Here is a 24,427-nt window from a genome sequence, read left to right as displayed (position 1 = left end):
CTAGCAGCTCGACCGAGCCCGTGGGTAGATCCATCAGGGGGGACCCCCCTGAAAACTCCGCCGAAGGCCTGTTGTACTGTTATGGCACACGAGATGAGCGGGGCGGAAACGAACCGAACACCTCGGGAAAACAGCATAAGGGGCTGTGGCGCAGCTGGTAGCGCACTTGACTGGCAGTCAAGGGGTCACGGGTTCGAATCCCGTCAGCTCCACCCATTTCAGAGGGCCGATTACCGAGGAGAAATACCAGGTAACCGGCCTTTTTGATGCTCGATCGATGATCACGTTGCTGCGCTAAACGGCTCGGAGCTGGGGACCACTTGGGGACCGGCGCAGGTGTTTGGAGAGCAAAGCGCCGGCATCGGTGACCGATTGCTCGTTGCTGTGTAGGTACCGCTGTGTGGTCGTGAGCGACGCGTGACCGGCGATCTTGCGGAGGTCGTGCACCTTAACTCCGGCATCGGCAAGCCATGTCAGCCCCGTGTGTCGCAGGTCGTGCCGACGCAGGTGCTCGTAGCCGAGCTTGGTCACCACCTCATCCCAGTGCGTCGCGTCGCGCAGCACGGCGGTGGTGATCCGGCCGCCGCGTGGCCCGGTGAACAGGCGCGCGTCGGGGCTTCCGTCGGTCTTGGCGATTCGCCTGCTGACCAGTTCGCGGATCTACTCGATGATCGGAACTGTCCGAGCGCGCTTGCCTTTGGTTCCCTTGTCGACGAGCCCGCCGGGTGCCGTGGTGGTCTGCCGCCGGATCTTCCACTTCCACTCCGTGGTGTCGAGGTCTTTGACCCGGCAGCCGGACACCTCGCCGATGCGGGCGGCCGTGCAGGCGGCGAAGAGCACCACGTCTCCCCAACCCACGTACTCATTGGACGAGCGGGCGACAAGCGCGTCGGCTAGACGCTTCAGCGACTTCCAGTCCGGAAGTGCAAGGGAACGCGGGTCATCGAGTTCGTCTTCGGCCTGTCGAAATTCGTGCTGCCAGCCCGTGACGCGCGCCGGGTTGATGTCAATGATGCCGTCGCGCACGGCCTGTTCCATGACGCGAACGAGCACGGCAAGGGTGTTCTTGATGGTGGAAAGGCTGTGCTCGTCGGCGATCCAGCCGTGAACAGCTCGATCGACCACGCCGTTCAGGGGTTGCAGTGTTCGAGATCCGCAAGGACCGGTCACCTCAGGGCCGTAAGAAGTTGCTTGCTGAGCGTCAGACTTATCTTGATCTTGTGGCGCAGGGTGTGGGCACGGCTGAGGCGTGCCGGATCGTAGGGATCAACCGCAAGACCGGGCACCGGTGGCGATTCGGTCGGGCAAGTCAGGCGGGGCGGAAGACCACCAAGTCTTCCGCCCCGCCGTCACGTCCAGTCCCTGCCCGGCCCGAGGTGTCGTCCCGGTTCCTGTCTCAGGACGAGCGGCTGGTGATCGCCGACCGGCACCGGGCAGGAGTCGGTGTGCGAGCCACCGCCCGCGAGCTGGGTCGTGATCCTGGCACGATCAGCCGGGAGTTGAGACGGAACAGTCATCCCGGCAGCGGTGACTACCGGCCGTACGCCGCCCAGATCCGCGCCGAGGCTCGTCGTACCCGGCCGAAGACCAGCAAGATCGCTGCCAACCCCGAACTACGCGAGCGCGTGCAGGGCATGCTCGATGACCAGGCAGCCCGGAGCAAATCAGCCGCCGGCTGCGCCGGGACCATCCCGACCGCCCGGAGCTGCACGTGACCCACGAGACGATCTACCAGGCCCTCTACGTCCAAGGACGCGGCGAACTGCGTCGTGAACGCACCGGCCGCACCGTGCGTAAACCCCGCCGGACCGGCGAGCAACGCCAACCCCGTTTCACCGCCCCGATGGTGATGATCAGCGACCGTCCGGCCGAGGCCGAGGATCGGGCCGTACCCGGCCACTGGGAAGGCGACCTGATTATTGGTGGTGGCGGGACGTCCGCGATCGGCACCCTGGTCGAGCGCACCACTCGCTAGCTGCTAGTGCACCTGCCCGGACGCCACGACGCCGAAACCGTCCGGGACGGTCTCATCGCCACCATCCAGACACTGCCCACCCAACTGAAACGGACCCTGACCTGGGACCAAGGCGTTGAGATGAGCCGCCACCACGAGTTCACCATCGCCACCAACATGCCGGTCTACTTCTGCGACCCGCATTCGCCCTGGCAACGTGGCAGCAACGAAAACACCAATGGCCTGCTCCGCCAGTATTTCCCCAAAGGCAGCGATCTCTCCGTCCACACCCCGGACGACCTCGCCGCCGTCGCCGTCCAACTCAACCGCCGCCCACGCAAAACGCTCGGCTCACCCCAGCCGAGCGCTTGGCTAAACTCCTGACCGAAGCCAGTTGATCACTTGTGTTGCAACGACCCCTGGAATCCGCCCAGATCAGTTCTGAGGGGCCTTGCTTGTAGCGATCGCTATTCGGTTGCTCTGCGGAATGATCGGCCGGGAGATGTCCCCTCAAGAGGCGCTGAGATCGCCGTAGAGGGCATTGTCACGCTCGGCCGAAGTTCAGGGTTCGCGTCGTCATGGCGCAGCACGGACGCGAGCTCGACAAGTTGGTCAGCGAGGAGGTGCCGCTCGTCCTGCGTGTATCGGCCGCCTCCCAGCTCGAACGCGGCTTTATCGAGCTCCCACTGTGCGGTGCGAAGCAGGACGGCAAGCGCGGTGCGTCCAGAGGTCATGTGCCATCTCCCTAAACAGGACATTGAGGCCAGGCAGGCCAGGATGTAGGCCAGTGAGGCCGCTGAGGCCAGACAGGCAGCACAGGACAGCACCCGGTCATACGTTCAGGGCATGCGGCTGCTCTCATCCGGTGAACTGGCGAAAGAGCTTGGGATCTCTCGCCGGTCGATCAGCCGCTACGCGGACGAGGGCCTCATCTCGGTCGCCTTGGTGACGCCAGGTGGTAAGTACCGATTCGACCTTGAAACGGTCCGCGAGGAACTCCGCCAGCTCGCTAAGAAGCACCGCGAGGAGCGCAGCTAGCGCCAGTCGCTGCCAGTTCAGCCGCGAGGACGGGCTGCTCGACTGGCTGACCCGCTTCTACGTGGTCGCGTTCGCGCCGACCCGCTTCGAGATCCCGCGCCCGGCCGACGCCACGGCCGGTGGCAAATCGTCTGCAGCTCCTGCTGGGCTGGCGAGTACGGCATCACCAAACGGGCCGCGGTGCGCGAGCTCGCCGCGTACCACACCCGAGCCGACTGCGAAGAACGAATGGGGCACGCGCGGTGTTCGAGTGCGCAGCGCGAGCTGTCAGCGGGTGAGGATGTGACGGTAACGTTGGGCCACGGCGATGGTTTCGCGTCCCACCTGCTCGAAGAATTCGCTCATGGCGTCCATCCGGGCTCCGGCCGGAGTCGAACGGCCGAGGGCTTCGGCGTTTTGGCGGGCGACCTCGGCGATGTTGGTGTTGAATTGCGCGCTGGCCAGGAGTGACCGGTACCAGATCTCCTGGTCGACGATGTAGTGGTCTCGTCGTTGGCGGTGATCTCGTTCCCGTCCGATCAAGTTCATTGTCTCAAGCTCGGCGACGGCTTTGGAGATGGAGGCCGGGCTTACCTGCAGGCGTTGGACGAGGTCGGTGGCGGTGAGGCCGCCGCTATGCGTGGTGCAGAGGCAGGCCAGCACGCGTGCGGACATTCGCGTCAGCCCCGACGCGACGAGAACGTCGGTGAGCTTGTCCTCCGCCTCTTGCGTTCCGGCCGCAGGAGGTCGTTGTGGTGATTCGACTGCTTGGGGGCATTGACGCCGAGCGCGCTCTCGCGTCGCCTCGTGCGCCTGATCCGGGCGATAACCGCCGGCGCCGCCGTTGCGGTTCACCTCGCGGCTGATCGTGGACGTCGGCCTGCCCAGTCGCCGGGAGATCTCGGCGAACCCGAGCCCTTCCGCCAGGCCGTGGGCTATCCGTTCGCGATCCTCACGCGTCAACCGGCCTTCCGGCACCAGCCGCACCCCCTTGCTGCGCATTCCGTTCTTGCATTCAACCACACTCACTGCAACAAGCTGTTGCATTCATCGTCATAGTCATCGCAACAATGTCTTCTATCAGCGAATTTAATGTTGACCCTTTCGCAAACGCAACGTAGCGTTTCTTCGCGTCGAAACGATTGAAGACGACCGAAAGAGACCCAATGGCAGCGACAAGCAACCCCGGAACCACCCACGAGGCGGTGCAGCGCGTATTGGACGGCGCAGTGTCGTCGGGCGCGACGCCGGGCATCGTGACCGAGGTCTGGCAGGACGACTCCCGCTGGTTCGCGTCCGCAGGCAAAGCCGACATCAGCACCGGCCGCGAACGCGCACCGCAGGAGTTGTTCCGTATCGGCAGCGCCGCCAAAGCGTTCACCGCCGCCACCACGCTGAAATTGGTCGGTGAAGGCGTGCTCAGCCTTGACGACACGGTGGAGAAGTGGCTACCCGGCTTGCTCGATGACAGTCAGTACGACGGCGACAAGATCACGCTGCGGCAGCTGCTGAACCAGACCAGCGGCGTCTCCAACTTCAGCATGGACCCGGAGTTCTTCGCCGGTGGCCAAGGCGATGCCTGGTACGAACGCCGGTTCAAGGTCTTCACACCCGAAGAACTGGTGCGGATCGCACTACGGCATCCGCCCGACAACGCCCCCGGCGAGGCGTTCCGGTACTCCAACACGCAGTACTACCTGGCCGCGATGATGGTGGAGAAGGCTACCGGCGAATCGTACGGCGACGTGCTCGATCGGCTCATCCTGCGGCCGCTCGACCTGACCCGGACGTCGCTGCCCACCACGCAGACGGTCATCCCCGGACCGCATCCGGTGCACTACTCCCGGCTGTACGCGGAAGACCCGGCGGCGCCGCTGCACGACGCGACCGAGTCGAACGAGACAACCGCCTGGAGCGCGGGTGGCATGATCTCCTCGACCGGTGACCTGCTCACGTTCTTCGCTGCGCTGTTCTCCGGCCGGATTCTCAAGCCGGCGCAGATGGAGGAGATGGTCACGACCGTGTCGACCGACGGTTCTGGGTGGCTGCCCAACACCCGCTACGGGCTCGGCGTGTGGGTTGAGCAGAAGCTCCAAAGCGGCGTGCCTGTGTGGGGCAATGGCGGCGCGGACTACGGCACGTTCACCCTCGTCATGGGCAGCCGCGACGGCACGCACCTGGTCGCCGGTCACGTGAACACCGACTTTTCCCCCCAAGCCTATGCGGCGTTCCTGGCCATCCTCGACATCGAGTTCGGCAGCGACGAATACACCGGTTGACCGCGGCGTCGGGTGCAGTCGGATGACGGTACTGGGCATGTACCGCCGGGCCGGGTCAAGGACCGTCACCGCTGTCACTTTGTCACTCGGCATCATCTGACCTGCATAAATCGAGGTGACAACTCGTCATCGTGGTGTCACCGTTCACCGATTTAAGGGCTGAAACAGTGGAGTGGGGGGTGCGCTAGCGTCGCATGTTTCGCGCGTTGAGAGCGCCGTAGAGCCGTTTTGCCTGGGAATCTGAATCTCACCTCGGTGGAGAGCGTGCTGTAACAGGGGGATCACAGCACGATCCGGGGCGCTCGCTGGCGGTACACATCGTCGAGCCAGACGACGGCCAGAACCTTCCGAAGGGTGGCCGGCTGGTATTCGACGTCCCAGCTGCCCCCTCTGTTTCAGCTCTTTGCGGTGGATCGGTGGGGACAATTTGGGGACCAGCGGGGGACCGCAAACCTGGCGACGGGTGCGAAACGTGCAGGGCGGCGCAACCTATGCGAATGCCGATCGGGGCCGTTTTCCCAGGCTGCGGAACCCAGTGAGAACTGGCAGTCAAGGGGTCACGGGTTCGAATCCCGTCAGCTCCACCCAATTCAGAAGGCCGGTCACCACGGAGAAAATCCAGGTAACCGGCCTTCTGGCTGTTCGGCGGCTGATCTTGCCAGCGGCTCGCACGACTCGAAGTTGTGGACCATCTGTGGACCGCCGGAGGTGTTTGGACAGCAAAGCGCCGGCATCCGTGACCGACTGGTGACTGGTGTGCAGGTACCGCTGGGTCGTGGTCAGCGACGCGTGACCGGCGATCTTCCGCAGGTCGTGCACCTTCACCCCGGCGTCGGCGAGCCAGGTCAACCCCGTGTGCCGGAGGTCGTGCAGCAGCAGGTGCTCGAACCCGAGCTTGTCCACCACCTCGTCCCAGTGCGTTGCGTCGCGCAGAACCGCGGTCGTGATCCGGCCACCGCGAGGCCCGGTGAAGAGGCGCGCATCTGGGCTTCCGTCCGTCGCGGCGATGCGCCGGCGGACGAGCTCGTGGATCTCCTCGATGAGCGGCACCGTACGAGCGCGCTTGCCCTTAGTGCCCTTGTCGACCAATCCGCCGGGCGAGGTGGTGGTCTGCCGCCGGATGGTCCATTTCCATCCCGTGGCGTCGATGTCCTTTACGCGGCAGCCGGAAACCTCACCGATTCGCGCCGCAGTGCAGGCCGCGAAGAGCACAACGTCTCCCCGCCCGCCGTACTGGGCGTCTCGGTGCTGATGTCGGAGGCCGCCACTCGCCGCGCCAGCTCCATCGCGTCGGTCTCATCACTGGGATGCACCGCACTGGCGGCCGGGATACCCCTGGTGGCCGGCTGCGGGGTGGTGGCGTTGGCCCAGGGCCCGCAGCTCGCCGCCGGCGCAGAGGAGCGCGTCTAAGGCGTCCACCGTCGCGGGCTCCGGACGCTGCCGGTCGTTCTCATACCTGGAGAGATTGCCCTGGTCGAGGTGAAGCTCCTGAGCAAGTTGAGCCCGGGACAGGCCGGCCGCGCGTCGATGCCGCCGCAAGGCCTGCCCGAAAAACTCCTCGGACATGGATGTCTACCTTCCCGCCGGCGCCCCCAGAGCGTCCCCTGGGGGCTTATACCTCCGGCGGGAGGCAAGATCCAGCATGCCAGCACAGACAGGCCCCGATCGAGGACAACGCCAAACTGACGATCTTTCGAACACAAGTTCAACGATGCGGCTGATCGGGCCCCGTCAGCGGAAGTTGCTGGTGTGCCCGAGGGAATACCGACCTGGCTGCGGCATGTAGGTCAGTCCGTGCGGACCGGCGCCGACCCGGATGCGGGCCAGCAGGTGACCGGTGTCGGTGTCGAACACGTAGACCTCGTTGTGGTACCGGCCGGACAACCACAGCTGCTTGCCGTCGGCGGAAAGCCCGCCCATGTCCGGGCTGCCACCGCCGGGGATGTGCCACTTGCCGATGGGCTGGTTGGTCCTGGTGTCCAGGACCGAAACGGAGCCCTCCCCGCGGTTGGCGACGAACGCCCGCCGCGAATCGCGGGAGAAGTAGATCCCGTGCGCGCCCTTGCCGGTGGGAACGAAGCCGACCTGCTGGCTCGCCGCACCGTCGAACAGGTACACGCCCCCGGCCATCATGTCGGCCACGTAGAACGTCCCGCCATCCGGCGCGAGCCGACTGTCCTGCGGCATCCCGTTGGGCACGCGGTCGAGCTGGAAGGTGCGCACCTGCCTGCGCTCGGCGACGTCGAGCACGATCATCTTGTTGGCGAACTCGCACGTCACCAGCGCGAGCCTGCCGTCGGCGGTGAAGTCCATGTGGTTGACCCCGGCGCAATCCGGCACGGGCAACTCCACCTGCCGTTGCCAGGTGTGCGGATCGTAGAAATCCAGGCGCTTGTAGAACTCGGCGACGACGATGGCCGAGCGGCCGTCCGGGGTGAAGTACAGGTTGTACGGGTCCTGGACCTGCAGCGGGGTGCCGGGCTTGCCGGTCTTCGGATCGATCGGTGTGAGCGTCCCGGCCGGCACCTTGTCCGCGGTCACGTAGAGGGTCTTCAGGTCGTAGGACGGAACGACGTGTTGCGGCTCGTTGCCCCCGGGAAACGTGTCGACGACCTTGAAGGTGTTCGGGTCGATCACCGATACCGTGTCGTCCCGGCTATTGGGCACGTACACCAGGTTGCGCACCCCGTTCATGGCTTCCGACAGCTGGCCGGGGCGGGTCGCCGCGTAGACATCACGGGAGTCGAGCCGGGGTGGCATCCCCGCCAGGGCGTCGGCCCAGGGCGGCGTCGGGGCCGCCGGAACCGCCGCGGGAGCGGCCACGTCGGCGTGCACCTGGCGGTCCGGTTCCGGGTCGCTGCAGGCCGCCGCCATGAGCCCGAAAATGCCCATCACCACTAGCAACGCTTTCCTGAGCCGCATGGCCGGGACGCTACAAGCCGCCGGAAGAAAACCGCGGACAACCACACTCCGAACCCGGCACAAGACCTTAAGGGGTGATGACGGGACAGTTGGCTTCGTTTCCATGATGCCGTGCAATCAGCGCGCGACCGCTTCCAGAGACAGGCTCAAGGAGCTCCGCACGCCGCTGCGCTAGTTCTGCCTGCTGCGCGTAGGCATCGACAGCCCGTTTCACCAGGCTCACTAGGGCAGTAATGGCTCCCAACACTGCCGCGACCAGCCACGAAGGTCACGACAAGTTGGCCGCCTTCAAGCCTGGGTGGCGCATGCTCCGATGGCCCGCAGTCAGTGATTCGCGACGCGCAGGGCGTCAACGGTGTCGAGCTCGCGCTCGAAGGCGGTGCGGGCGAGCGTGGTGCGATTGGGGCAATCGAGCTTGATGAGCAACGACTCGACGTGGCTTCGCACGGTGCGGACCGCGATGCCCAGCGCCTGGGAGATCCGTTCGTTGGACCACCCCCGGGCGACCAGGCCGACCACGTCGAGTTCGCGACCGGTGAGGCAGCCGAACGCAGGAACTCGGCCGCACCGGACGAGAACCGCGCCCGGCCGGCGCACCGCGCGGACGTGCCACCAGGTGCCGTCAGCGGCACGGTGATGAAAGCCGACGCGGCCCGCCGCGCTGGCGACGGCGGATCGCGCGGCGAGGTAGAGCTCGGTACGGGTGAGCGGCGCCAGGCCAAGATCTCCGGTCCTGACCTCGACCAGGTCCCGCGTGATCCAGAGGACCACGTCGGCCCCGGCGTCGCCGGCCTCGGCGCCGGGGTCGATGAGCCCGGCGAGATCGCGCGACAACATCGTCAGCGCGAGCCGTGACTCGTTGTCGAGCGGTGTGGCGTGCGTCGAGCTCATCGTGACGAAGCCCGGAATCGCCGCACCGGCAGTGGGCGGCGCCAACGGCAGAGTCAGTCCTTCGCGAAAATCGTTGGGCAGTATCGCTTCTCGATACGTACGGGTTTCGCGGAAGTCGAACGGCACGTCCACGAATCGCAGCGGTGTACCCCATCGCACGGCGAGCTGGTGGACCGGGCACGTCCGGCTGTAGGTCGTCGTGATGTAGGCGAGGGTCTCCGCCGGATAGCCGAGGTTGACGAGGGTGGTGTGCGTGGCGCCGCCGGCGTGTGGGAATCCGCGGGCGACCAGCGCGGCACAGGCGAAACCGAGCTTGTCGCGCACAGCGCGGAGGGGGACCTCGGCGGGAACGTCGCCGCGGCCTGCCGCGCGGATCTCCTCTGCGAGCCGGGCCCACCACTGCAAGTCCGCGGCCATGCCGAACCTCCGATGCCGAACGGATCCTGACCGCGGCCACACCGCGATGTCAAGCACGAGGAGTCGCGTTGTAGAGCGATGTCAGAACCTCGTTGATGTCGATCTCGACGCAGTTGTGTCCCACTTCAAGACGCCCGCCTGCCCTGCGTCGACTGCCGGACACAGACCCGAGGCGCGGGAGCGGAACGGCTTTTCGGCCGATGTGCGACACCTCACAGGCTCGTAGTTTCCGGTGATCCGGCCGGCCAACGAGCCACACCCGGCATGGCAGAAGGAGACCTTGGTGAACATCGACGAATACACCGCCCTCGACGCGACCGCCCTGGCCGCGGTCATCGCATCCGGGGAGATCACCGCCGATGAGGTCGCCGCACTGGCCACCGAGGCCATCGCCCGTGTCGACGAGGAAGTGAACGCGGTCGCCGAAGGACCATTCGACCGTCCCCTCGACTACGCCGCCGACGGCCGGTTCGCCGGCGTTCCGTTCGCGATCAAGGACCTCGTCTGCCATGCGGCAGGGGTGCCGACGCGCATGGGGACGCGCCTGCTCGGCGAGGGGTTCGTGCCTCCGGCGGACACGCATCTGATGGCACGCTTCCGCGCGGCCGGCCTGGCGACGTTGGCCGTGACGACGACCCCGGAGTTGGGCTTCAACGGCAACTCCGAAGCATTGGCCTATGGCTCGACGCGCAATCCGTGGAACACCGCCCACAGCGCCGGCGGGTCCAGCGGCGGCGCAGCGGTGCTCGTCGCCGCGGGGGCGATCCCGATCGCGCACGCCAACGACGGCGGCGGATCCATCCGGGTGCCTGCCGCCTGCAACGGACTGGTCGGACTGAAGCCCAGCCGGGGCAGGGTGCCCTCCGGCCCGGACTCGGCCGAGGGGCTCTACGGGATGGGCGTCGAGCTAGCGGTGACCCGCACGGTCCGGGATACCGCGGCACTGCTCGACGAGGTGGCTGTGAGCTATCCGGGCGATCCGTTCGTCATCGCCCCGCCCGCGCGTCCGTGGGCCGAGGAGGTGGGCGCCGACCCAGGTCGGCTGCGGATCGCCGTGCACACCGAGTCCTGGGCGGGCAGCCACGTGGACCCGGAGGTGGCCGGGGCGGTCGATGTCATCGCCGAGGTGCTCGAGGCGGCCGGACACCACGTCGAACGCCGGACGCCGAACATCGAGTGGGAGTCGCTCCTGAACGCGAACCACGTGCTGTGGTCGTCTTTCCTGGCCGGATCCGTCGCCGGGATCGAGGCGTTGACCGGCGCGACGGCAGGCCCGGCGAACCTCGAACGCACCACCTGGGCATGCGTCGAGTACGGCCGCACGGTGAGCGCGATCGACCTCGGCGTTGCCCTGGCGGCCGTCAACACCGTCTCGCGCGAGGTCGGCCGGTTCTTCACGGAGTACGACCTCCTGCTGACACCCACCATGAACACCCCCGCACCACTGCTGGGCCACCTCGACGCGAACGCGGACCTCAGCTCGTTCGAGTGGACCACGCGGATCTTCGACGCCTGCTCCTTCACCTCGCTGTTCAACCAGACCGGCACTCCCGCGATCAGCCTGCCAGTCGCCCAGTCCGCGCGGGGTCTGCCCATCGGCGTCCAGCTGGCCGGTCCGGCCTGTTCGGAAGCGGTGCTGTTGCGGGTCGCCGCCCAGCTGGAGGACGCGGTGCCGTGGACGGACCGGCGTCCCGCCGTCCACGCGGCCACCCTCATGTCGCCCGCCACGTAGGCACCCGATCACCGACAACCCCCTACTCCCCTGAGCGACGAGGATCCCGGCGCCCTGTCGGGTTGTGCGAAGGAAGCCATGACGAAGACACCAGGCCTGATCGTTGTCCATGCCAACGTGTTCACCTGCGATGCGGCAGGAACCACGGCCGAGGCGCTCGCCGTCGCAGACGGCGAGTTCACCGCAGGCGGAAGCTCCGAGGAAAGCATGCGCCTGGCCGGCCCGGAAACGGTCGTCTTCGACGCGGGCGGCGGGATGCTCATGCCGGGAATCTGCGACGTCCACACCCATCTCGGCCTGGGCGGGGCGGCCGCGGCGTGGGACCTGCAGATTCCGCCGCACTACGGACCCGACGAGATCTGCGAAGCGATCGAGGCGCGGGCGGCGGAACTGGGACCAGCTGAGTGGATCGTCGGCGGGATCGTCGGTTCAGTCTCTCCGGGAAGCGCTGATCAGCTTCACCCGACGCCCGGCCGAAGCGATGGGTCTCGGTGAGCGCGTCGGCAGCATCGAGGTGGGAAAGTCCGCGGACTTCCTCGTCCTCTCCCAGAACCTGTTCGACATCGACGCCCGCCGGATCCACGAGACGAACGTGCTGGCGACCTACCTACGCGGCACGCGGGTCTACGACGCGAACTCGTGACCGGTCGCTGACCGCTCGATCCCGCGCGCCCGGGCGATCTTCGCACCGTCCGGTGCGAAGATCGCCCGGGTTCGCCGGGTCGCGAAGCTTTGCTGCGAGTTCATCGGTTCCACGGTCCACGGCCGAACCCATCCCGATATGCCTCGGCTAACGGGCCGTGAACCCCGGCGGCAGTCCGTGATCGACGTGTCGAGGCTTCTTCCGGACAAACACCGAAATCCGGGTAACCACTACCCGCCGGTCGGGCCATGACGGTGTCGGTGCCAGGTGAACGTGCCTGGTTGGCCGGATGCGACATCCGCACGGGACGGGGTGAGCGCCCCGTCCCGGCGAACGCGCGCTCGAGTTGGCCGTCGACCACACCCGGTCCCCGGCATCGAGATTGGACTCGGCCGGAGATCGCAACCTGAGGGGAGTGCGGTCGAGGACATCGACCGCACCACCTCGCGGAGGCTCACAGCGTGGCCGGGAAATCGTCGTAGTAACCCAGCGTCGCCAAGTCGGCCAGGATATCGCCCATGGCCGTGACGGTTTGGCTCCGATCACCACCGCCATCGTGCATGAGGATCACGCCACGATCGGCGAACTGCTGCTTGTAGTTGTTGAAGATCTCGTCGACGCCGGGAGAGCTCCAGTCCTGCGTGTCCACCGACCAGCCGATCGGCTGCATGCCCTGGTTGGCGGCGAACTGCTGGGAGAACGGCGTCCAGTGGCCATAGGGGGCGCGGAAATAGGGAATCGGCACATCGGGCACGATCGCATTGATGGCGTCGGTGGTCTGTTGCAACTCGGCCCGTTGCTGCTCCTCTGTCAGGGTTTGCAGGTCACTGTGGTCCCAGGTGTGGTTGCAGAGCCGGTGCCCTTCATTGACGATGCGCTGCACCAGGTCCGGGTACATCTGAGCGCTCTGGCCGATGAGGGAGAAGGTCGCCCGCACCTGACGATCTCTGAGCAGATCGAGAACCTGTGGCGTGTAGGTGGGATCCGGGCCATCGTCGATGGTCATCGCGAAGTACTTCCCGGGTGTCGCGGTGTAAGAGACGATGTCCGGGGTGGCGGAGGCCGTGCCCATTGCTGTCACAGTCTGCGGACTATTCCTTGCCGGCATGGCGACTCTCCATCGGGGGAAGGGAAATTACCAACTGTGGTCGGCGGCCCCGCATCGGCCCTGGTTTCGTCTTGCCTCGGGTGGGGTCTGCGCCGGTTAGTGGTGGCCGAGCACGGCGTGCGGCCGGTACGGCGCCTGCAGCGTGGTCACCTCGTCCTCGCTCAGGCGTATCCGCACTGCGGCGACCGCGTCCTCCAGGTGTTTTGTCCTGGTTGCTCCGATGATCGGCGCGGTTACCCCGGGGCGGCCGAGTAGCCAGGCCAGCGCGATCTGCGCCGGCGGCAGGTCGCGCTCGGCGGCGACTGTGCGCACCGCGTCGACCACGTCGAAGTCGTCGTCGGCGTACATGGCGTCCGCGATGTGGTCGGAGCCCGATCGCACGGTAGTCTGTCCGCCGCCGCGTTCGCGGGAGCCGGTCAGCAGTCCGCGTGCCAGTGGGCTCCACGGGATGATGCCGACGCCCTGGTCGAGGCAGAGCGGGATCATCTCCCGTTCCTCCTCGCGGTAGACGAGGTTGTAGTGGTTCTGCATCGAGACGAACCTCGTCCAGCCGTGCGTCTCGGCGACGTGCTGCGCCTTGGCGAACTGCCAGGCGAACATGCTCGACGCGCCGATGTATCTGGCCTTTCCGGCGGAGACCACGTCGTTGAGCGCGTTCATGGTCTCCTCGATCGGAGTCTCGTGGTCCCAGCGGTGGATCTGGTACAGGTCGACGTGGTCGACGCCGAGCCGGTCGAGCGAGGCGTCGATGGCGGCCATGATGTGCTTGCGGGACAAGCCCTTGTCGTTCGGGCCGGGGCCCATCGGGAAGTAGACCTTGGTGGCCAGCACGTAGTCGTCGCGGCGGGGGAACAGCTTGGCGAGCAACCGCCCGGTGATCAGCTCGCTGATCCCGTCGGAGTACATGTCCGCGGTGTCGAAGAACGTCACCCCCGACTCGATGGCCTGCCGGACGATCGGCTCCGCGGCGTCCTCGCCGAGCATCCACGCCCACGAGTCGGGACTGCCGTAGCTCATCATGCCGAGGCAGATCCGGGACACGGTGAGGCCGGAGGTGCCCAACCGGATGTATTCCATCAGTTCTCCTTGCTTTCCCGAGGTTCTTTGTGGACCGAGACACCCCCGGCGATCAGCGCGATGCCGGTCAACTCCTGGATGGTGGGGACCTGGGTGAGCACCACGATCCCGATCACCGTCGCGACCGCGGGCAGGATGCTCAGCATCAGTGCGAAGGTGTCCCGGCGTAACCGGGCCATGGCGAGTTGGTCGGTCACGTAGGGGATGACCGACGAGCAGATGCCCACGCTTGCTCCGGCCAGCAGCGCCGCCGGGCTGGTGAAGGCCGGGGCCGCGGCGCCGATGCACAACGGTGTCGCGACCACTGCGGCGATCAGCATCGCGGCGCCGAGTTGGTCGATCCCGGAGAGCCCGGCGCCGGTGTTGGCGATCCGGTGGCCGAGGACCACGTAGAGCATGAACAGCGCGCAGTTGACGAAGGCGAAGACGAACCCGAAGGGCTCACCGGCGAGCTGGATGTCGGTCAACGCGACCACTCCACCCACGGCGAGCACGAGGGCGATCACGTTGCGGCCGTTCCGCACACCGATCGCGGCGAGCACGATCGTGCCGAGGAACTCGATCGCCCCGACGGTTGCCAGCGGCAGCCGCGCGATGGCCAGGTAGAACGTCGCGTTCATGGCCGCGAGCACCACACCGAGCCCGAGCAGCACCCACCGCTGCTCCGGCTTGAGGCGCCGGATCAGCCGCCACGGCCTGCGCCACACCGCGAACATCACCGCGGCGCTGGCGATCCGCAGCCAGGCCACGCCGAGCACGTCCACGCGGGCGAACAGCAACACGGCGAAGGCCGGCCCGAGGTAGTGGAAGATCGCGCTGATGCCGAAGTAGGCCGGTGCCGGTACCCACGGCGCCGTTCGCCGCGGAGCGAGCCCGGACGGTGTCGTCATGCGGTGTATCTTCCAAAGCAATACCCACAGTCGGAATGGCACTATCCAGGAAGATGGCGTGAGTTGTCTGGAAAATCAAGGCCAAATGGCCCAGATTCCTTCACTGAGCGATCGCGGCTGCTGGACGAGGTGAACGTGCGGCTGCTCAACGAGTTGCACAGCGATCCGCGGCTGACCATGTCCGAACTCGCCCGCCGCGTCGGCATGTCGGCGCCGGCGGTCACCGAGCGGGTGCAGCGCCTGGAACGGCTCGGCGTGATCACCGGCTTCCGGATGGAGGTCGACCCGGCCGCCCTCGGCATGCCGGTGACCGCGCTGGTGCGCATCCGGCCCGGACCCGGCCAACTCCCCAAGGTCGTGGCAGCGGCACGGGACACGCCGCAGGTGGTCGAGTGCTACCGGATCACCGGCGAGGACTGCTTCCTGCTCAAAGTGCACGGGCCGTCGATCGGTCAGCTCGAGGACGTGCTCGACCGGTTTCTCATGTTCGGGCAGACGACCACCTCGATCGTCGTGTCCGAGCCGGTGCCGCGTCGGCCGCTGCCCATTCCCATCGTGGAGAAGCGATAGCGCGCGCTCAGCCGAGCCATGCCGGTTCTCCCGGGCCTCGACGGCCAGTGGTCGACCTCGGTTGAGCGATTTCTGGGGGCGTCCTCGCTAACGTCCAGGGCATCCCTGGGGGGTGGAATGCTGAACGAGCGCCTGCGTGATGCCTTGCTGCGCAACGGAATCACGCCGGAACAGGTTGCCGAGGCGACCGAGGTCGACCCCAAGACGGTCGAACGGTGGATCACGAAGGCCAGGCCTCCCTACCGCAAGCACCGCCACGTGGTGGCCGCGATGGTGCGAGAGTCCGAGACGTACCTCTGGCCCGATGCTGAATCGGCTCCGGTTCGGCAATTTGAAGCGGCCCTACCCGTGGCCTCTGCCTGCGGTTAGTGGCCGCGGCCCTCGGGACGGCCGTCGACGTCTGCATCGAACCCTGGCCGACCAGCTGGTTCCGATCGCTCGCTTGCTGCGCGAGGCACTGTGGGAGCTGGCCTCCGGCATGCCCGCGTCGAAGCAGTGATAGCCCTTGCCGCACAACGTCTTCAGCTCGGATGTGGGTTTGTTTGCCTTGTCCGGAAGGAAAAAGCGACCCTCGTTGGGTGGATCACGGTCGGCTTGCCTGCGTGAGCAGGGGTTTTGTTTGTGTCAGGGGTGGCGTCAGGGCTGTGACCGTTCCGTGTCAGCGCGGGCCGTGATCGTAGTTGGCATGACAGCTACGACTCCGCTGGAGGCCACCGCCATGCAGACCTTCGACACCCCTCGGCCGATCTCTGCGACCGTCGACATCACCTTCGGGAGCATTCGTTTCGTCGCCGGTGACCGCTCCGACACCGTTGTCGAGGTTCGCCCCGTCGACCCTTCCTGGGAGCTCGACGTCAAGGCCGCCGAGCAGACCGGCATCGATTTCGCCAACGGGAAGCTGGTCGTCAAGCAGCCGAAGTTGCGCAACCTGTGGACCACCAAGTACGGCGCGGTGGAGGTGCTGGTCGAGCTGCCGACCGGGTCGGACGTGCGGGGTGACACCGCGAACGGCGGGTACCTCGTCGAGGGCTCGGTCGGCTCGTGCCAGCTGAAGACCCCCACCGGGGACATCCGGGTCGAGCAGGCCACCGGCGCTCGGCTGCGGACCACCGCCGGCAAGATCACCGTGGACCGCGTGTCCGGCCAGGCCGACGTCAGCGGGAACGGGGGCATCCGGCTGCGCCAGGTCGACGGCGGCGCGGTGGTCAAGAACATCGGCGGTGACATCTGGGTCGGCGAGGTCGCCGGCGACCTGCGGGTGAGCTCGGCCAACGGCGGCATCACCGTTGACGTGGCGCGTGCCGCGGTCGACGCCAGGACCGCCAGCGGCGACATCCGCGTCGGCGAGCTCGGCAGCGGCGCGGTCGACCTGTACACCCCCACGGGTGAGGTCGAGGTCGGCGTTCCTCGGGGCACCGCCGCCAGGCTGGACGCGCACACCTCGGCCGGACGGGTGCACAACCGCCTGGAAGCCTCCGAGCCGACCGACCGAACCGTCAAGGTGCGCGCCCGCAGCCACGGCGGCGACATCATCGTCCGCCCCGCCTGACACCTCTCCTCGCTCGCGAGACGGCCCGCGTCCCTTCTTCCCCTGCCGTGATGGCACCACCGTGGCATCGCCATGCCCGGAATCGACGCCGAAAAAGGACAGAACAGATGACCACCACTCAGGACTACCAGGCCGCGGAGCAACTCCTGCGCCGAATGGCCCGCCCTGGCGAGCTCGTCGTCGGGGACAAGATCAGGCCGCAGTGGATCGACGGAGGAGCCCGTTTCTGGTACGGGGTGAGCAACGGGGTCGGCAAGCGGTTCGTGCTGGTCGACCCGGCCGCGGGCACCCGCGAGCCGGCCTTCGACCACGCCCGGCTCGCCGCCTCGCTGACCGCGGCCTCCGGGCAGCAGGTCGACCCCGAGGCGCTGCCTTTCAGGGCCATCGAGCCGGCCGGGAACGCCGTGGAGTTCGACGCGTTCGGCGAGCATTGGCGCTGCCGCCTGGACAGCTACGCCTGCGAGCGGGCCGAGGGCGTGCCGCCGGGCAATCCGCTGGAGGTGCCGTCACCTGACAAGAAGTTCGCGGTGTCCCAGCGGGGGCACGACCTGTGGGCGCGCTCCCTCTCCGATGGCCGCGAGTGGGCGCTGACCACCGACGGCGAGCCCGCCTACCGGTACGGGTCCGGCCCGGACTGCACGAGAAACCCCACCCTGCTGCGCAAGTTCGGCCTACCGCACCTCCCACCGGCCGTGGCCTGGTCGCCCGACTCGACGCGCGTGCTGGCGCACCGGACCGATGAGCGCGGCGTCCGGCAGACCCACCTGGTGGAGGCCCGGCCCGCCGACGGCGGCGCCCCGGTGCTGCGCACCCAGCGGTACGCCTACGCCGGGGACGAGGAAGTGCCGCAGGCCGAGCTGATCGTGCTGGACGTCGCCGAGGGCACGGTGGTCCGCGCGCAGGCCGAGCCGCTGCTCATGTCGCAGCTGTCGCCGATCATGGTCAAGTGGGCGTGGTGGGCGGACGACAGCTCGGCGGTGTACTACCTCGGCCAGCCCCGCGACCTGCGCACGCTCACCCTGCACCGGCTGGACCCGGCCACCGGCGAGGTCACCACTGTGCTCAGCGAGACCGGGGCCACCCGCGTGGAGCCGAACCAGTGGATGACCTCGGCGCCGATCGTGCGGGTGCTGGCCGACGAGGTGCTGTGGTACTCGCAGCGGGACGGCTGGGGCCACCTGTACCGGTACGACCTGCGCACCGGCGCGCTGCTCGGGCAGGTCACCTCCGGGCGGTGGGCGGTGCGGCAGATCCTGCACGTCGACGAGGCCGAGCGGGTGGTGTACTTCATCGCCGCCGGGCTGGTCGGGGAGGACCCGTACCGGCGCACGGTGTGCCGGGCCAACCTGGACGGCACCGGCTTCGCCAAGGTCACCGACGACGAGCTGGACCACATCGTCACGGCGCCGGACACCATGGCGTACTTCATCGACTCCGCGTCCACTGTGGATACACCGCCGGTGTCCAGCGTCCGCGACTGGACCGGTCGGGTGCTGGTCGAGCTGGAGCGCGCCGACATCGGCAAGCTCACCGCCATCGGCTGGACGCCACCGGAACGGTTCCGCGTCAAGGCGGCCGACGGGGTGACGGACATCTACGGGGTGCTGTACCGGCCGCGGGGGTTCGATCCGGCCCGGCGCTACCCGGTGGTGGACAGCGTCTACCCCGGCCCGCATCTCACCCGGGTCGACCCGTGCTTCGACCCCGGCGGGATGGGCGCCGACGCGGAACCCATCGCGGCGCTGGGCTTCGTGGTCGTCGCGATGGACGGGCGAGGCACCCCCGGGCGGAGCAAGGCCTTCCACGACGCCTCCTACGGCCACGTGGCCGATGCCGGATCCCTGGCCGACCACGTCGCCGCGCTGCGGCAGCTGGCCGAGACCCGGCCGTGGATGGACCTGGACCGGATGGGCGCGTTCGGCCACTCCGGAGGCGGGTTCGCCACCGTGCGGGCGATGCTGGACTTCCCCGAGGTCTACAAGGCCGGAGTCGCCCTCTCCGGCTCGCACGACTCGCGCTACTTCATGCAGGGCTACGCGGAGGCATACGACGGCGCGGACAACCCCGAGGCATGGGCTCGGTCATCCAATGTGGACATCGCGGATCGGTTGGCGGGCAAGCTGCTGCTCATCCACGGCGAGATGGACGACCAGGTCCACCCGGCCCACACGCTGCGGCTGGCCGACCGGCTCATCGCCGCAGGCAAGGACTTCGAGCTGCTCATCGTGCCCGGGGCCGAGCACCTGTTCATCGACTGCCTGCAGTACGTCCGCACGCGCGGCTGGGACTTCCTGGTGCGCGAGCTGATGGGCACGCAGCCGCCCGCCTACCGCCCCGCACCCATCACCATCGACCCCGAGTTGCTCGGCGAGTTCTTCGCCTGAGCCGAAAACCCGATCCCCACCGGCGATCATTCCGGGCCGAGCAGGCAGGTTGCCTGCTCGGCCCGTTGTGCGTGCTCAGGCGTGCGCACGCCGTGTCAGGGGTCGTGTCAGGCCGACGGCAGGTCGGTGTCAGGTCGGCCGATGACAGTGATCGCATGACGGATTCAGCGATCACGGCCTCCGGGTTGCGGAAGGCCTACCAGGACAAGACAGTGCTCGACGGCATCGATCTGGACGTCCGCGCGGGCACGATCTTCTCCCTGCTCGGTCCGAACGGGGCCGGCAAGACGACGACGGTGAACGTGCTGACCACGCTGGCGAAGGCCGACGGCGGGACGGTCCGGGTGGCCGGGCACGACCTCGCGACCGAGGCCAAGGCGGTGCGCGCGGCGATCGGGGTCACCGGCCAGTTCGCGGCGGTGGACGAGCTGCTGACGGGGCAGGAGAACCTGCAGCTGATGGTGGACCTGAACCCCGCCAACGGCGGCAAGCGGGTCGTCGCGGAGCTGCTGGAGCGCTTCGATCTGGTCGAGTCGGCGCGGAAGCCCGCGTCGACCTATTCCGGGGGCATGCGCCGGAAGCTCGACCTGGCCATGACGCTCGTCGGCAACCCGCGGATCATCTTCCTGGACGAGCCGACGACGGGCCTGGATCCGCGCAGCCGTCGCACGATGTGGTCGATCATCCGCGAGCTGGTGGGCGATGGCGTGACCATCTTCCTCACCACCCAGTACCTCGAGGAAGCCGACCAGCTCGCCGACCGGATCGCGGTGCTCGACCACGGCCGCCTCGTCGCCCAGGGCACGCCCGACGACCTCAAGCGCCAGATCCCCGGGACGCACGTCCGGCTCCGGTTCACCACCGTCGCCGAACTCCACGAGGCCGCGCGGCTCATCGCCGACTCCACGCGGGACGACGAGGCGCTGACCCTGCGGGTTCCCAGCGACGGCGGGACGAAGTCGCTGCGGGCCCTGCTGGACAGGCTCGACGAGCACTCGCTCAACGCCGAAGGCTGCACCGTGCACACGCCGGACCTCGATGACGTTTTCCTCGCCCTCACGGGCCGCACCGCGGAGGTGGTCGCGAAATGAAATCCCATTCGATGGTGATGTTGCGTCGCAACTTCAAGCACATCACCCGGAATCCGACCTCGGTGTTCAACGCGGTCCTGATGCCGGTCGTGGTCATGCTGATGTTCGTGTACATGCTCGGTGACGCCTTCAGCGTCGGTGTCGACTACGTCGACTACGCGACGCCGGGCATGCTCCTGCTGGCCGTCTGCTACGGGCTGGGTTCCGTGGCGACGTCGGTGAACTCCGACATGACCAAGGGCATCATCAACCGCTTCAAGGTCATGGACGTCTCCCGCGGTGCGGTGCTGACCGGTCACGTCATCGCCAGCCTGCTGACCAATCTGGTCGCCATCGCGGCGATCATCGGAGTCGCCTTCCTGCTGGGATTCAGCCCGTCGGCGAGCCTCCTCGACTGGCTCGGCGTGGTCGGTGTCGTCGCGCTGCTCGGTTTCGCGGCGGGCTGGCTCACGGTCGCCTTGGGAATGGCCGCGAAGTCTCCGGAAACGGCGGGCCTGTCCTCGGTGCCGCTGGTCATGCTCCCGTTCTTCAGCAGCGCGATCGTGCCTGCGGAGAAGATGGGGCCCGGCCTCCGGGAGTTCGCGGAGTACCAGCCCTTCACGCCGATCATCGAAACCCTGCGCGGGCTTCTCAACGGCACACCGTCGTCCGGCTACGCGATCGCCGCGATCGCCTGGTGCGTCGGGATCGCTCTCGTCGGGTACCTGTGGGCGTCCGCCACGTTCAACAAGCGAGCGTGACCGCGACCAGCTCGCGCCAGCTCGCCTGCGCCCCCTCCTGCGTCACCTCGGTGAACCGCGTGTCACCGAGGTGGCGCCGCGCGGCCTGCTCGATCCGGCCCACATCCGGGTGGGAACGATCCGGCAGACCGCGCACACCGGCGCTCGCCGCGAGCAGCCGCGCGGCTTGCTCGTACTCCTGCTGACGCAGCGCCAGGTCCGCGATCCCCACGATCACCTGCGCGATCCCGAGTGCGTTCCCCGCCTCGTCCGCCGCCTGGGCGGCTGCGGCGCGGTGTTCGCGGGCCTCGTCGAGATCCTCGGCGAGGTAACCGAGCAGGTCGTGCCTCGTCGCGCGGATGCTCGCCCGCTCGGCGTTATCGCCCAGCATCGCCGTCGCGACGTCGAGTTGCCGGTGTGCCTGCTCGGCGTCGTCGCTCCAGCGGGCGAACTGCGCCTTCGACAGGGCCAGCTCGGTCAGCGCCCCAGGCCAGGCGACCCGTTCCGCGGACCGCTGCGCCTCTGCCATGGCAGCCGCACTCGACTCCTCGTCCCCCGCCAGCCAGTACAACTGGGCCTGCCGCGACCGCATCGGCACCACGTCCTCGGCGGCGCCGACCTCGGTGACGACCGCGATCGCCTGCTCGTAGTACGTGCACGCACTGGCGAACTCGCCGCGCACGGCGATCCGGTCCGCCAGCTCGGTCAAGGCGAACGAAATCCCCCACCGTTCGCCCAGTGCGCGAAACTCGGTGAGCGCCGTCTCGAGATGGGCATCCGCATCCCGGTCGCCGTGGCCGAGCATGATCCGCATCTTGCCCAGCTGCAGCCGGGCGAGAGCGCGCGCCCAGGGATCCTCGTCGGTGAGCAGCGGTTCCCACGCAGGAACGTACGCGTCCGGCGTTTGCACCAGGCGTTCCAGCGCGGCGACGAGCCCTACCGCCGGGTGATGGCTTCGGACGCGTCGGCTGATCTCGTACACCTCGTGGATCAACTCCGCCGCCTGGAACTGGTCGCTCTCCCGCCCGGAGGTCATGAACCCCGTGGCAAGCGCGTACACGATGCCCCGGACCTCATCGGCCACCTCGCCGGGCATGGCGATGGCCGCCATGAGCAGCTCGTTGCCCTCGACCTTGTGCCCGCCGAGCCACCAGTACCAGCCGGCGGTCGCGGCGAGCCGCATCGCCCCGTCCGCTTCACCGGCGGCGAGCGCACCGCGCATCGCGGCGCCGATGTTGTCGTGCTCGGCCTCGAGCGCGGCGAGCCATTCCAATTGTTCGGCGCGGCGGAGGTGCGGCTCCGCGATCCCGGTGAATTCGGTGAAGTACGCGAGATGCGCCCGGCGCGTCAGGTCCGATTCCCCCGCCTCCGCGAGACGCTGCCCGGCGTACTCCTTGATCGTGCCGAGCATCCGGTAGCGCGGCGCCCGGTCGCCCTCGGTGACCACCAGCGACTTCTCGGTCAGCGCGGTCAGCAGCTCGAGCACCTCATCCGGCTCGACCGCATCGCCGGCGCAGACCTGTTCGGCCGCTTCCAGACTCGCGCCACCGGAGAACACCGAGAGCCTGCACAGGACTGATCGTTCGGCGTCGGTGAGCAGCTCCCAGCTCCAGTCGATCACCGCGCGCAGCGTCCGGTGCCGGGGCAGCGCGGTCCGGCTGCCGCCGGTCAGCAGGCGGAACCGGTCGTCGAGCCGGTTGGCGAGCTGATCGAGCGACATGGTGCGCAGCCTGGCCGCGGCGAGCTCGATCGCCAGCGGCATGCCGTCCAGCGCCTGGCAGATGCGCGCCATGGTCGACATCGTGCGGGCGTCGATCGCGAGGTCCTTGCGCACCGTGCCGGCTCGGTCCCGCAGCAGCCGGACGGCCGGCGAGGACTCGATCTCGCCGGGGCCGGCGTCCTCCCCGGGCAGGACCAACGGCGCGACCGGCCACAGCGCCTCGCCGGTGATGCCGAGGGATTCCCGGCTCGTCGCGAGGATCCGCAGCCGCCGGCACTCCCCGAGCACCCGGTGGGCGAACGCCGCGGCGGACTCGATCACGTGCTCGCAGTTGTCCAGGACCAGCAACATCTCCCGCTCGCGGACCGCGGCGATGAGCCGGTCCGTCGGCTCCGCATCCGGTGCGTCGCCGAGCAGCGCATCCCGCAGCCGGAGCGCGGCGAGCGTCGCTTGCGCCACGTCACCGTCGGCGCCGATGGCCGCGAGCTCGACCAGCCAGGCCCCGTCCGGCAGGTCGCCGAGCAGCGTGCGCGCGGTTTCCGCGGCCAGCCTGGTCTTGCCCGAGCCGCCCGGCCCGATCAGGGTGGTGAGCCGATGGTCGGTGACGAGTTCGCGGACCGCGGCGACATCGGCGTCCTTGCCGACGTAGCTGGTCAGCTCGGCGCGCAGGTTGGTCTTCCGAGTCTCCTCCCGCCGGCCCAACTCGCCCCGCAGCAGCGAGACGTGCAATGCGGACAGCTCCGGCGAGGGGTCGACGCCCAGCTCGTCGGCCAGGATTTCCCTCGTGCGCTCGTACACGAGCAGCGCCTCGGTGTCGCGACCGGTCGCGACGAGGGCGCGCATCAACGCGGCGACGAGCCGTTCCCGCACCGGGTGCGCGGCCACCAGGTCGGTCAGTTCCGTGACCAGCTCCGCGCCGTGGCCGAGGTCGATCTCCGCATCGAACCGGTCCTCCATGGCTGTCAGGCGCAGCCCCTCGAGCCGGGTGACCGCAGCGTCGAACGCGGCGCTATCGGACAAACCGACGTCCTGCATGGCCGCACCGCGCCACAGCGCGAGGGCCTCGCGCAGCCGCCGCACCCCCTGCGAATCCGCGTCATCGCGGGCGTGGGCCACGAGGCGTTCGAACCGCACGGCGTCGACGGCGTCGGGTTCCGCCTTCAACCGGTAGCCGTTCGGCTGCCCCTCGACCGACCCTTCCGGCAGCGCTTTTCGCAGCCGGGAGACCAAGCGTTGCAAGGCGTTCGCCGCGTCGGCGGGCGGGTTCTCGCCCCAAATCCAGTCGACGAGCGTCGCCTTCGGGACGACGTGACCCGGTTCGAGGGCGAGGGCGATCAGCAGTGCGCGCAACCGGGCGCCCGGCACGTCGGCTGGGACGCCGTCATCCGTGCGAACTTCGAATGAGCCAAGCATCCCGATGTGCACCCGGCCGATTTTGCCATGGGTGATCGGCAGGGCTCCGGC

At 68.1% G+C, this 24,427-nt stretch carries 21 protein-coding genes, 1 tRNA gene and 2 pseudogenes; 13 read left to right on the top strand and 11 right to left on the bottom strand.

Translation table 11 applies throughout. The features are described from left to right. The first annotated feature begins 139 nt into the window (after positions 1-139). Positions 140-212 (top strand) — tRNA-Ala (locus tag BLW84_RS05995). 82 nt (positions 213-294) lie between these two features. On the opposite strand, the gene BLW84_RS48905 is transcribed toward BLW84_RS05995, so the two are convergent. Together BLW84_RS48905 and BLW84_RS48900 are read right to left on the bottom strand one after the other, a co-directional pair. After that, positions 295-636, bottom strand: coding sequence for a tyrosine-type recombinase/integrase (locus BLW84_RS48905; RefSeq protein ID WP_281247367.1), 342 nt, complete (start codon positions 634-636; stop codon positions 295-297). Between the two features lie 24 nt (positions 637-660). After that, positions 661-1,125 carry a site-specific integrase gene (locus BLW84_RS48900; protein WP_245760958.1) on the bottom strand — a complete coding sequence of 155 codons (465 nt, stop codon included), beginning with the start codon at positions 1,123-1,125 and terminating at the stop codon, positions 661-663. Between the two features lie 17 nt (positions 1,126-1,142). On the opposite strand from BLW84_RS48900, the pseudogene BLW84_RS05985 reads away from it, so the two are divergent. Together BLW84_RS05985 and BLW84_RS05980 are read left to right on the top strand one after the other, a co-directional pair. After that, positions 1,143-2,352: pseudogene (locus BLW84_RS05985) on the top strand (IS30 family transposase). Between the two features lie 448 nt (positions 2,353-2,800). After that, positions 2,801-2,992 (top strand): helix-turn-helix domain-containing protein, encoded by a 192-nt coding sequence (locus tag BLW84_RS05980; protein WP_093262202.1) that lies wholly within the window; start codon positions 2,801-2,803, stop codon positions 2,990-2,992. Positions 2,993-3,259: 267 nt separating this feature from the next. Here BLW84_RS05980 and BLW84_RS50270 read toward each other — a convergent pair whose 3' ends face one another. Further along, on the bottom strand, positions 3,260-4,018 hold the full coding sequence (locus tag BLW84_RS50270; RefSeq protein WP_425441680.1) for a GbsR/MarR family transcriptional regulator: 759 nt from the start codon (positions 4,016-4,018) through the stop codon (positions 3,260-3,262). Positions 4,019-4,113: 95 nt separating this feature from the next. Here BLW84_RS50270 and BLW84_RS05970 point away from each other — a divergent pair, with 95 nt between their 5' ends. Then, positions 4,114-5,250 carry a serine hydrolase domain-containing protein gene (locus BLW84_RS05970; RefSeq protein ID WP_143060869.1) on the top strand — a complete coding sequence of 379 codons (1,137 nt, stop codon included), beginning with the start codon at positions 4,114-4,116 and terminating at the stop codon, positions 5,248-5,250. A 549-nt stretch (positions 5,251-5,799) separates the two neighbouring features. On the opposite strand, the gene BLW84_RS05960 is transcribed toward BLW84_RS05970, so the two are convergent. The 4 genes from BLW84_RS05960 to BLW84_RS48320 form a co-directional block, all read right to left on the bottom strand. After that, the gene (locus BLW84_RS05960) at positions 5,800-6,462 is read right to left on the bottom strand and encodes a tyrosine-type recombinase/integrase (protein WP_245760957.1); all 663 of its coding nucleotides are present in this window, start codon (positions 6,460-6,462) and stop codon (positions 5,800-5,802) included. A gap of 87 nt (positions 6,463-6,549) precedes the next feature. After that, positions 6,550-6,816, bottom strand: a complete 267-nt coding sequence (locus tag BLW84_RS50265; RefSeq protein ID WP_093262198.1) for a helix-turn-helix domain-containing protein — start codon at positions 6,814-6,816, stop codon at positions 6,550-6,552. Positions 6,817-6,981: 165 nt separating this feature from the next. Next, on the bottom strand, positions 6,982-8,172 hold the full coding sequence (locus tag BLW84_RS05950; protein ID WP_177226306.1) for a YncE family protein: 1,191 nt from the start codon (positions 8,170-8,172) through the stop codon (positions 6,982-6,984). 324 nt (positions 8,173-8,496) lie between these two features. Then, positions 8,497-9,480 carry a helix-turn-helix transcriptional regulator gene (locus BLW84_RS48320; protein ID WP_093262196.1) on the bottom strand — a complete coding sequence of 328 codons (984 nt, stop codon included), beginning with the start codon at positions 9,478-9,480 and terminating at the stop codon, positions 8,497-8,499. 283 nt (positions 9,481-9,763) lie between these two features. Here BLW84_RS48320 and BLW84_RS05940 point away from each other — a divergent pair, with 283 nt between their 5' ends. From BLW84_RS05940 to BLW84_RS46005, 3 genes are all read left to right on the top strand, one after another. Next, positions 9,764-11,212, top strand: coding sequence for an amidase (locus BLW84_RS05940; protein WP_093262410.1), 1,449 nt, complete (start codon positions 9,764-9,766; stop codon positions 11,210-11,212). A gap of 78 nt (positions 11,213-11,290) precedes the next feature. Further along, entirely contained in the window at positions 11,291-11,707 is a 417-nt protein-coding gene (locus BLW84_RS46010) for an amidohydrolase family protein (protein ID WP_143060868.1), read from the top strand. Beyond that, positions 11,694-11,855: an amidohydrolase family protein gene (locus BLW84_RS46005; RefSeq protein ID WP_245760956.1), complete on the top strand. Its 162-nt coding sequence runs from the start codon at positions 11,694-11,696 to the stop codon at positions 11,853-11,855. The genes BLW84_RS46010 and BLW84_RS46005 overlap by 14 nt, the downstream gene beginning before the upstream one ends. 454 nt (positions 11,856-12,309) lie before the next feature. On the opposite strand, the gene BLW84_RS05930 is transcribed toward BLW84_RS46005, so the two are convergent. The 3 genes from BLW84_RS05930 to BLW84_RS05920 all read right to left on the bottom strand — a co-directional run bounded on the left by BLW84_RS05930 (position 12,310) and on the right by BLW84_RS05920 (position 14,930). Then, a complete protein-coding gene (locus BLW84_RS05930) occupies positions 12,310-12,927 on the bottom strand; it encodes a polysaccharide deacetylase family protein (RefSeq protein WP_177226305.1) in 618 nt (205 codons plus the stop codon). A 132-nt stretch (positions 12,928-13,059) separates the two neighbouring features. Then, entirely contained in the window at positions 13,060-14,040 is a 981-nt protein-coding gene (locus BLW84_RS05925) for an aldo/keto reductase (protein ID WP_093262190.1), read from the bottom strand. Continuing rightward, complete coding sequence (locus tag BLW84_RS05920) at positions 14,040-14,930, bottom strand: EamA family transporter (RefSeq protein WP_093262188.1); 891 nt, start codon at positions 14,928-14,930, stop codon at positions 14,040-14,042. The genes BLW84_RS05925 and BLW84_RS05920 overlap by 1 nt, the downstream gene beginning before the upstream one ends. Between BLW84_RS05920 and BLW84_RS05915 the strand changes: the two genes are divergently transcribed. The 6 genes and pseudogenes from BLW84_RS05915 (at position 14,844) to BLW84_RS05890 (ending at position 21,264) form a co-directional block, all read left to right on the top strand. Continuing rightward, positions 14,844-15,500, top strand: a complete 657-nt coding sequence (locus tag BLW84_RS05915) for an Lrp/AsnC family transcriptional regulator (RefSeq protein ID WP_342743105.1) — start codon at positions 14,844-14,846, stop codon at positions 15,498-15,500. The genes BLW84_RS05920 and BLW84_RS05915 overlap by 87 nt on opposite strands. A 117-nt stretch (positions 15,501-15,617) precedes the next feature. Beyond that, a pseudogene (locus BLW84_RS05910) lies at positions 15,618-15,842 on the top strand (helix-turn-helix domain-containing protein); the annotation flags it as partial. Positions 15,843-16,185: 343 nt separating this feature from the next. Continuing rightward, positions 16,186-17,049, top strand: a complete 864-nt coding sequence (locus tag BLW84_RS05905; protein WP_245760955.1) for a DUF4097 family beta strand repeat-containing protein — start codon at positions 16,186-16,188, stop codon at positions 17,047-17,049. Positions 17,050-17,156: 107 nt separating this feature from the next. Then, the gene (locus BLW84_RS05900) at positions 17,157-19,433 is read left to right on the top strand and encodes a S9 family peptidase (RefSeq protein WP_093262183.1); all 2,277 of its coding nucleotides are present in this window, start codon (positions 17,157-17,159) and stop codon (positions 19,431-19,433) included. Positions 19,434-19,588: 155 nt separating this feature from the next. After that, a complete protein-coding gene (locus tag BLW84_RS05895; protein WP_093262181.1) occupies positions 19,589-20,524 on the top strand; it encodes an ATP-binding cassette domain-containing protein in 936 nt (311 codons plus the stop codon). After that, entirely contained in the window at positions 20,521-21,264 is a 744-nt protein-coding gene (locus BLW84_RS05890) for an ABC transporter permease (RefSeq protein ID WP_093262179.1), read from the top strand. The genes BLW84_RS05895 and BLW84_RS05890 overlap by 4 nt, the downstream gene beginning before the upstream one ends. Here the strand turns inward: BLW84_RS05890 and BLW84_RS05885 are convergent. Next, entirely contained in the window at positions 21,248-24,388 is a 3,141-nt protein-coding gene (locus tag BLW84_RS05885) for an AfsR/SARP family transcriptional regulator (RefSeq protein ID WP_093262177.1), read from the bottom strand. The two genes, BLW84_RS05890 and BLW84_RS05885, sit on opposite strands and share 17 nt — an antisense overlap. Between the last annotated feature and the right edge of the window lie 39 nt (positions 24,389-24,427).

This window comes from Saccharopolyspora shandongensis (assembly GCF_900106995.1).
GTDB classification, from domain to species: domain Bacteria; phylum Actinomycetota; class Actinomycetes; order Mycobacteriales; family Pseudonocardiaceae; genus Saccharopolyspora; species Saccharopolyspora shandongensis.
The sequence above is the reverse complement of the archived record's forward strand: the minus strand, read 5'-3'. Positions and strand labels throughout refer to the sequence as shown.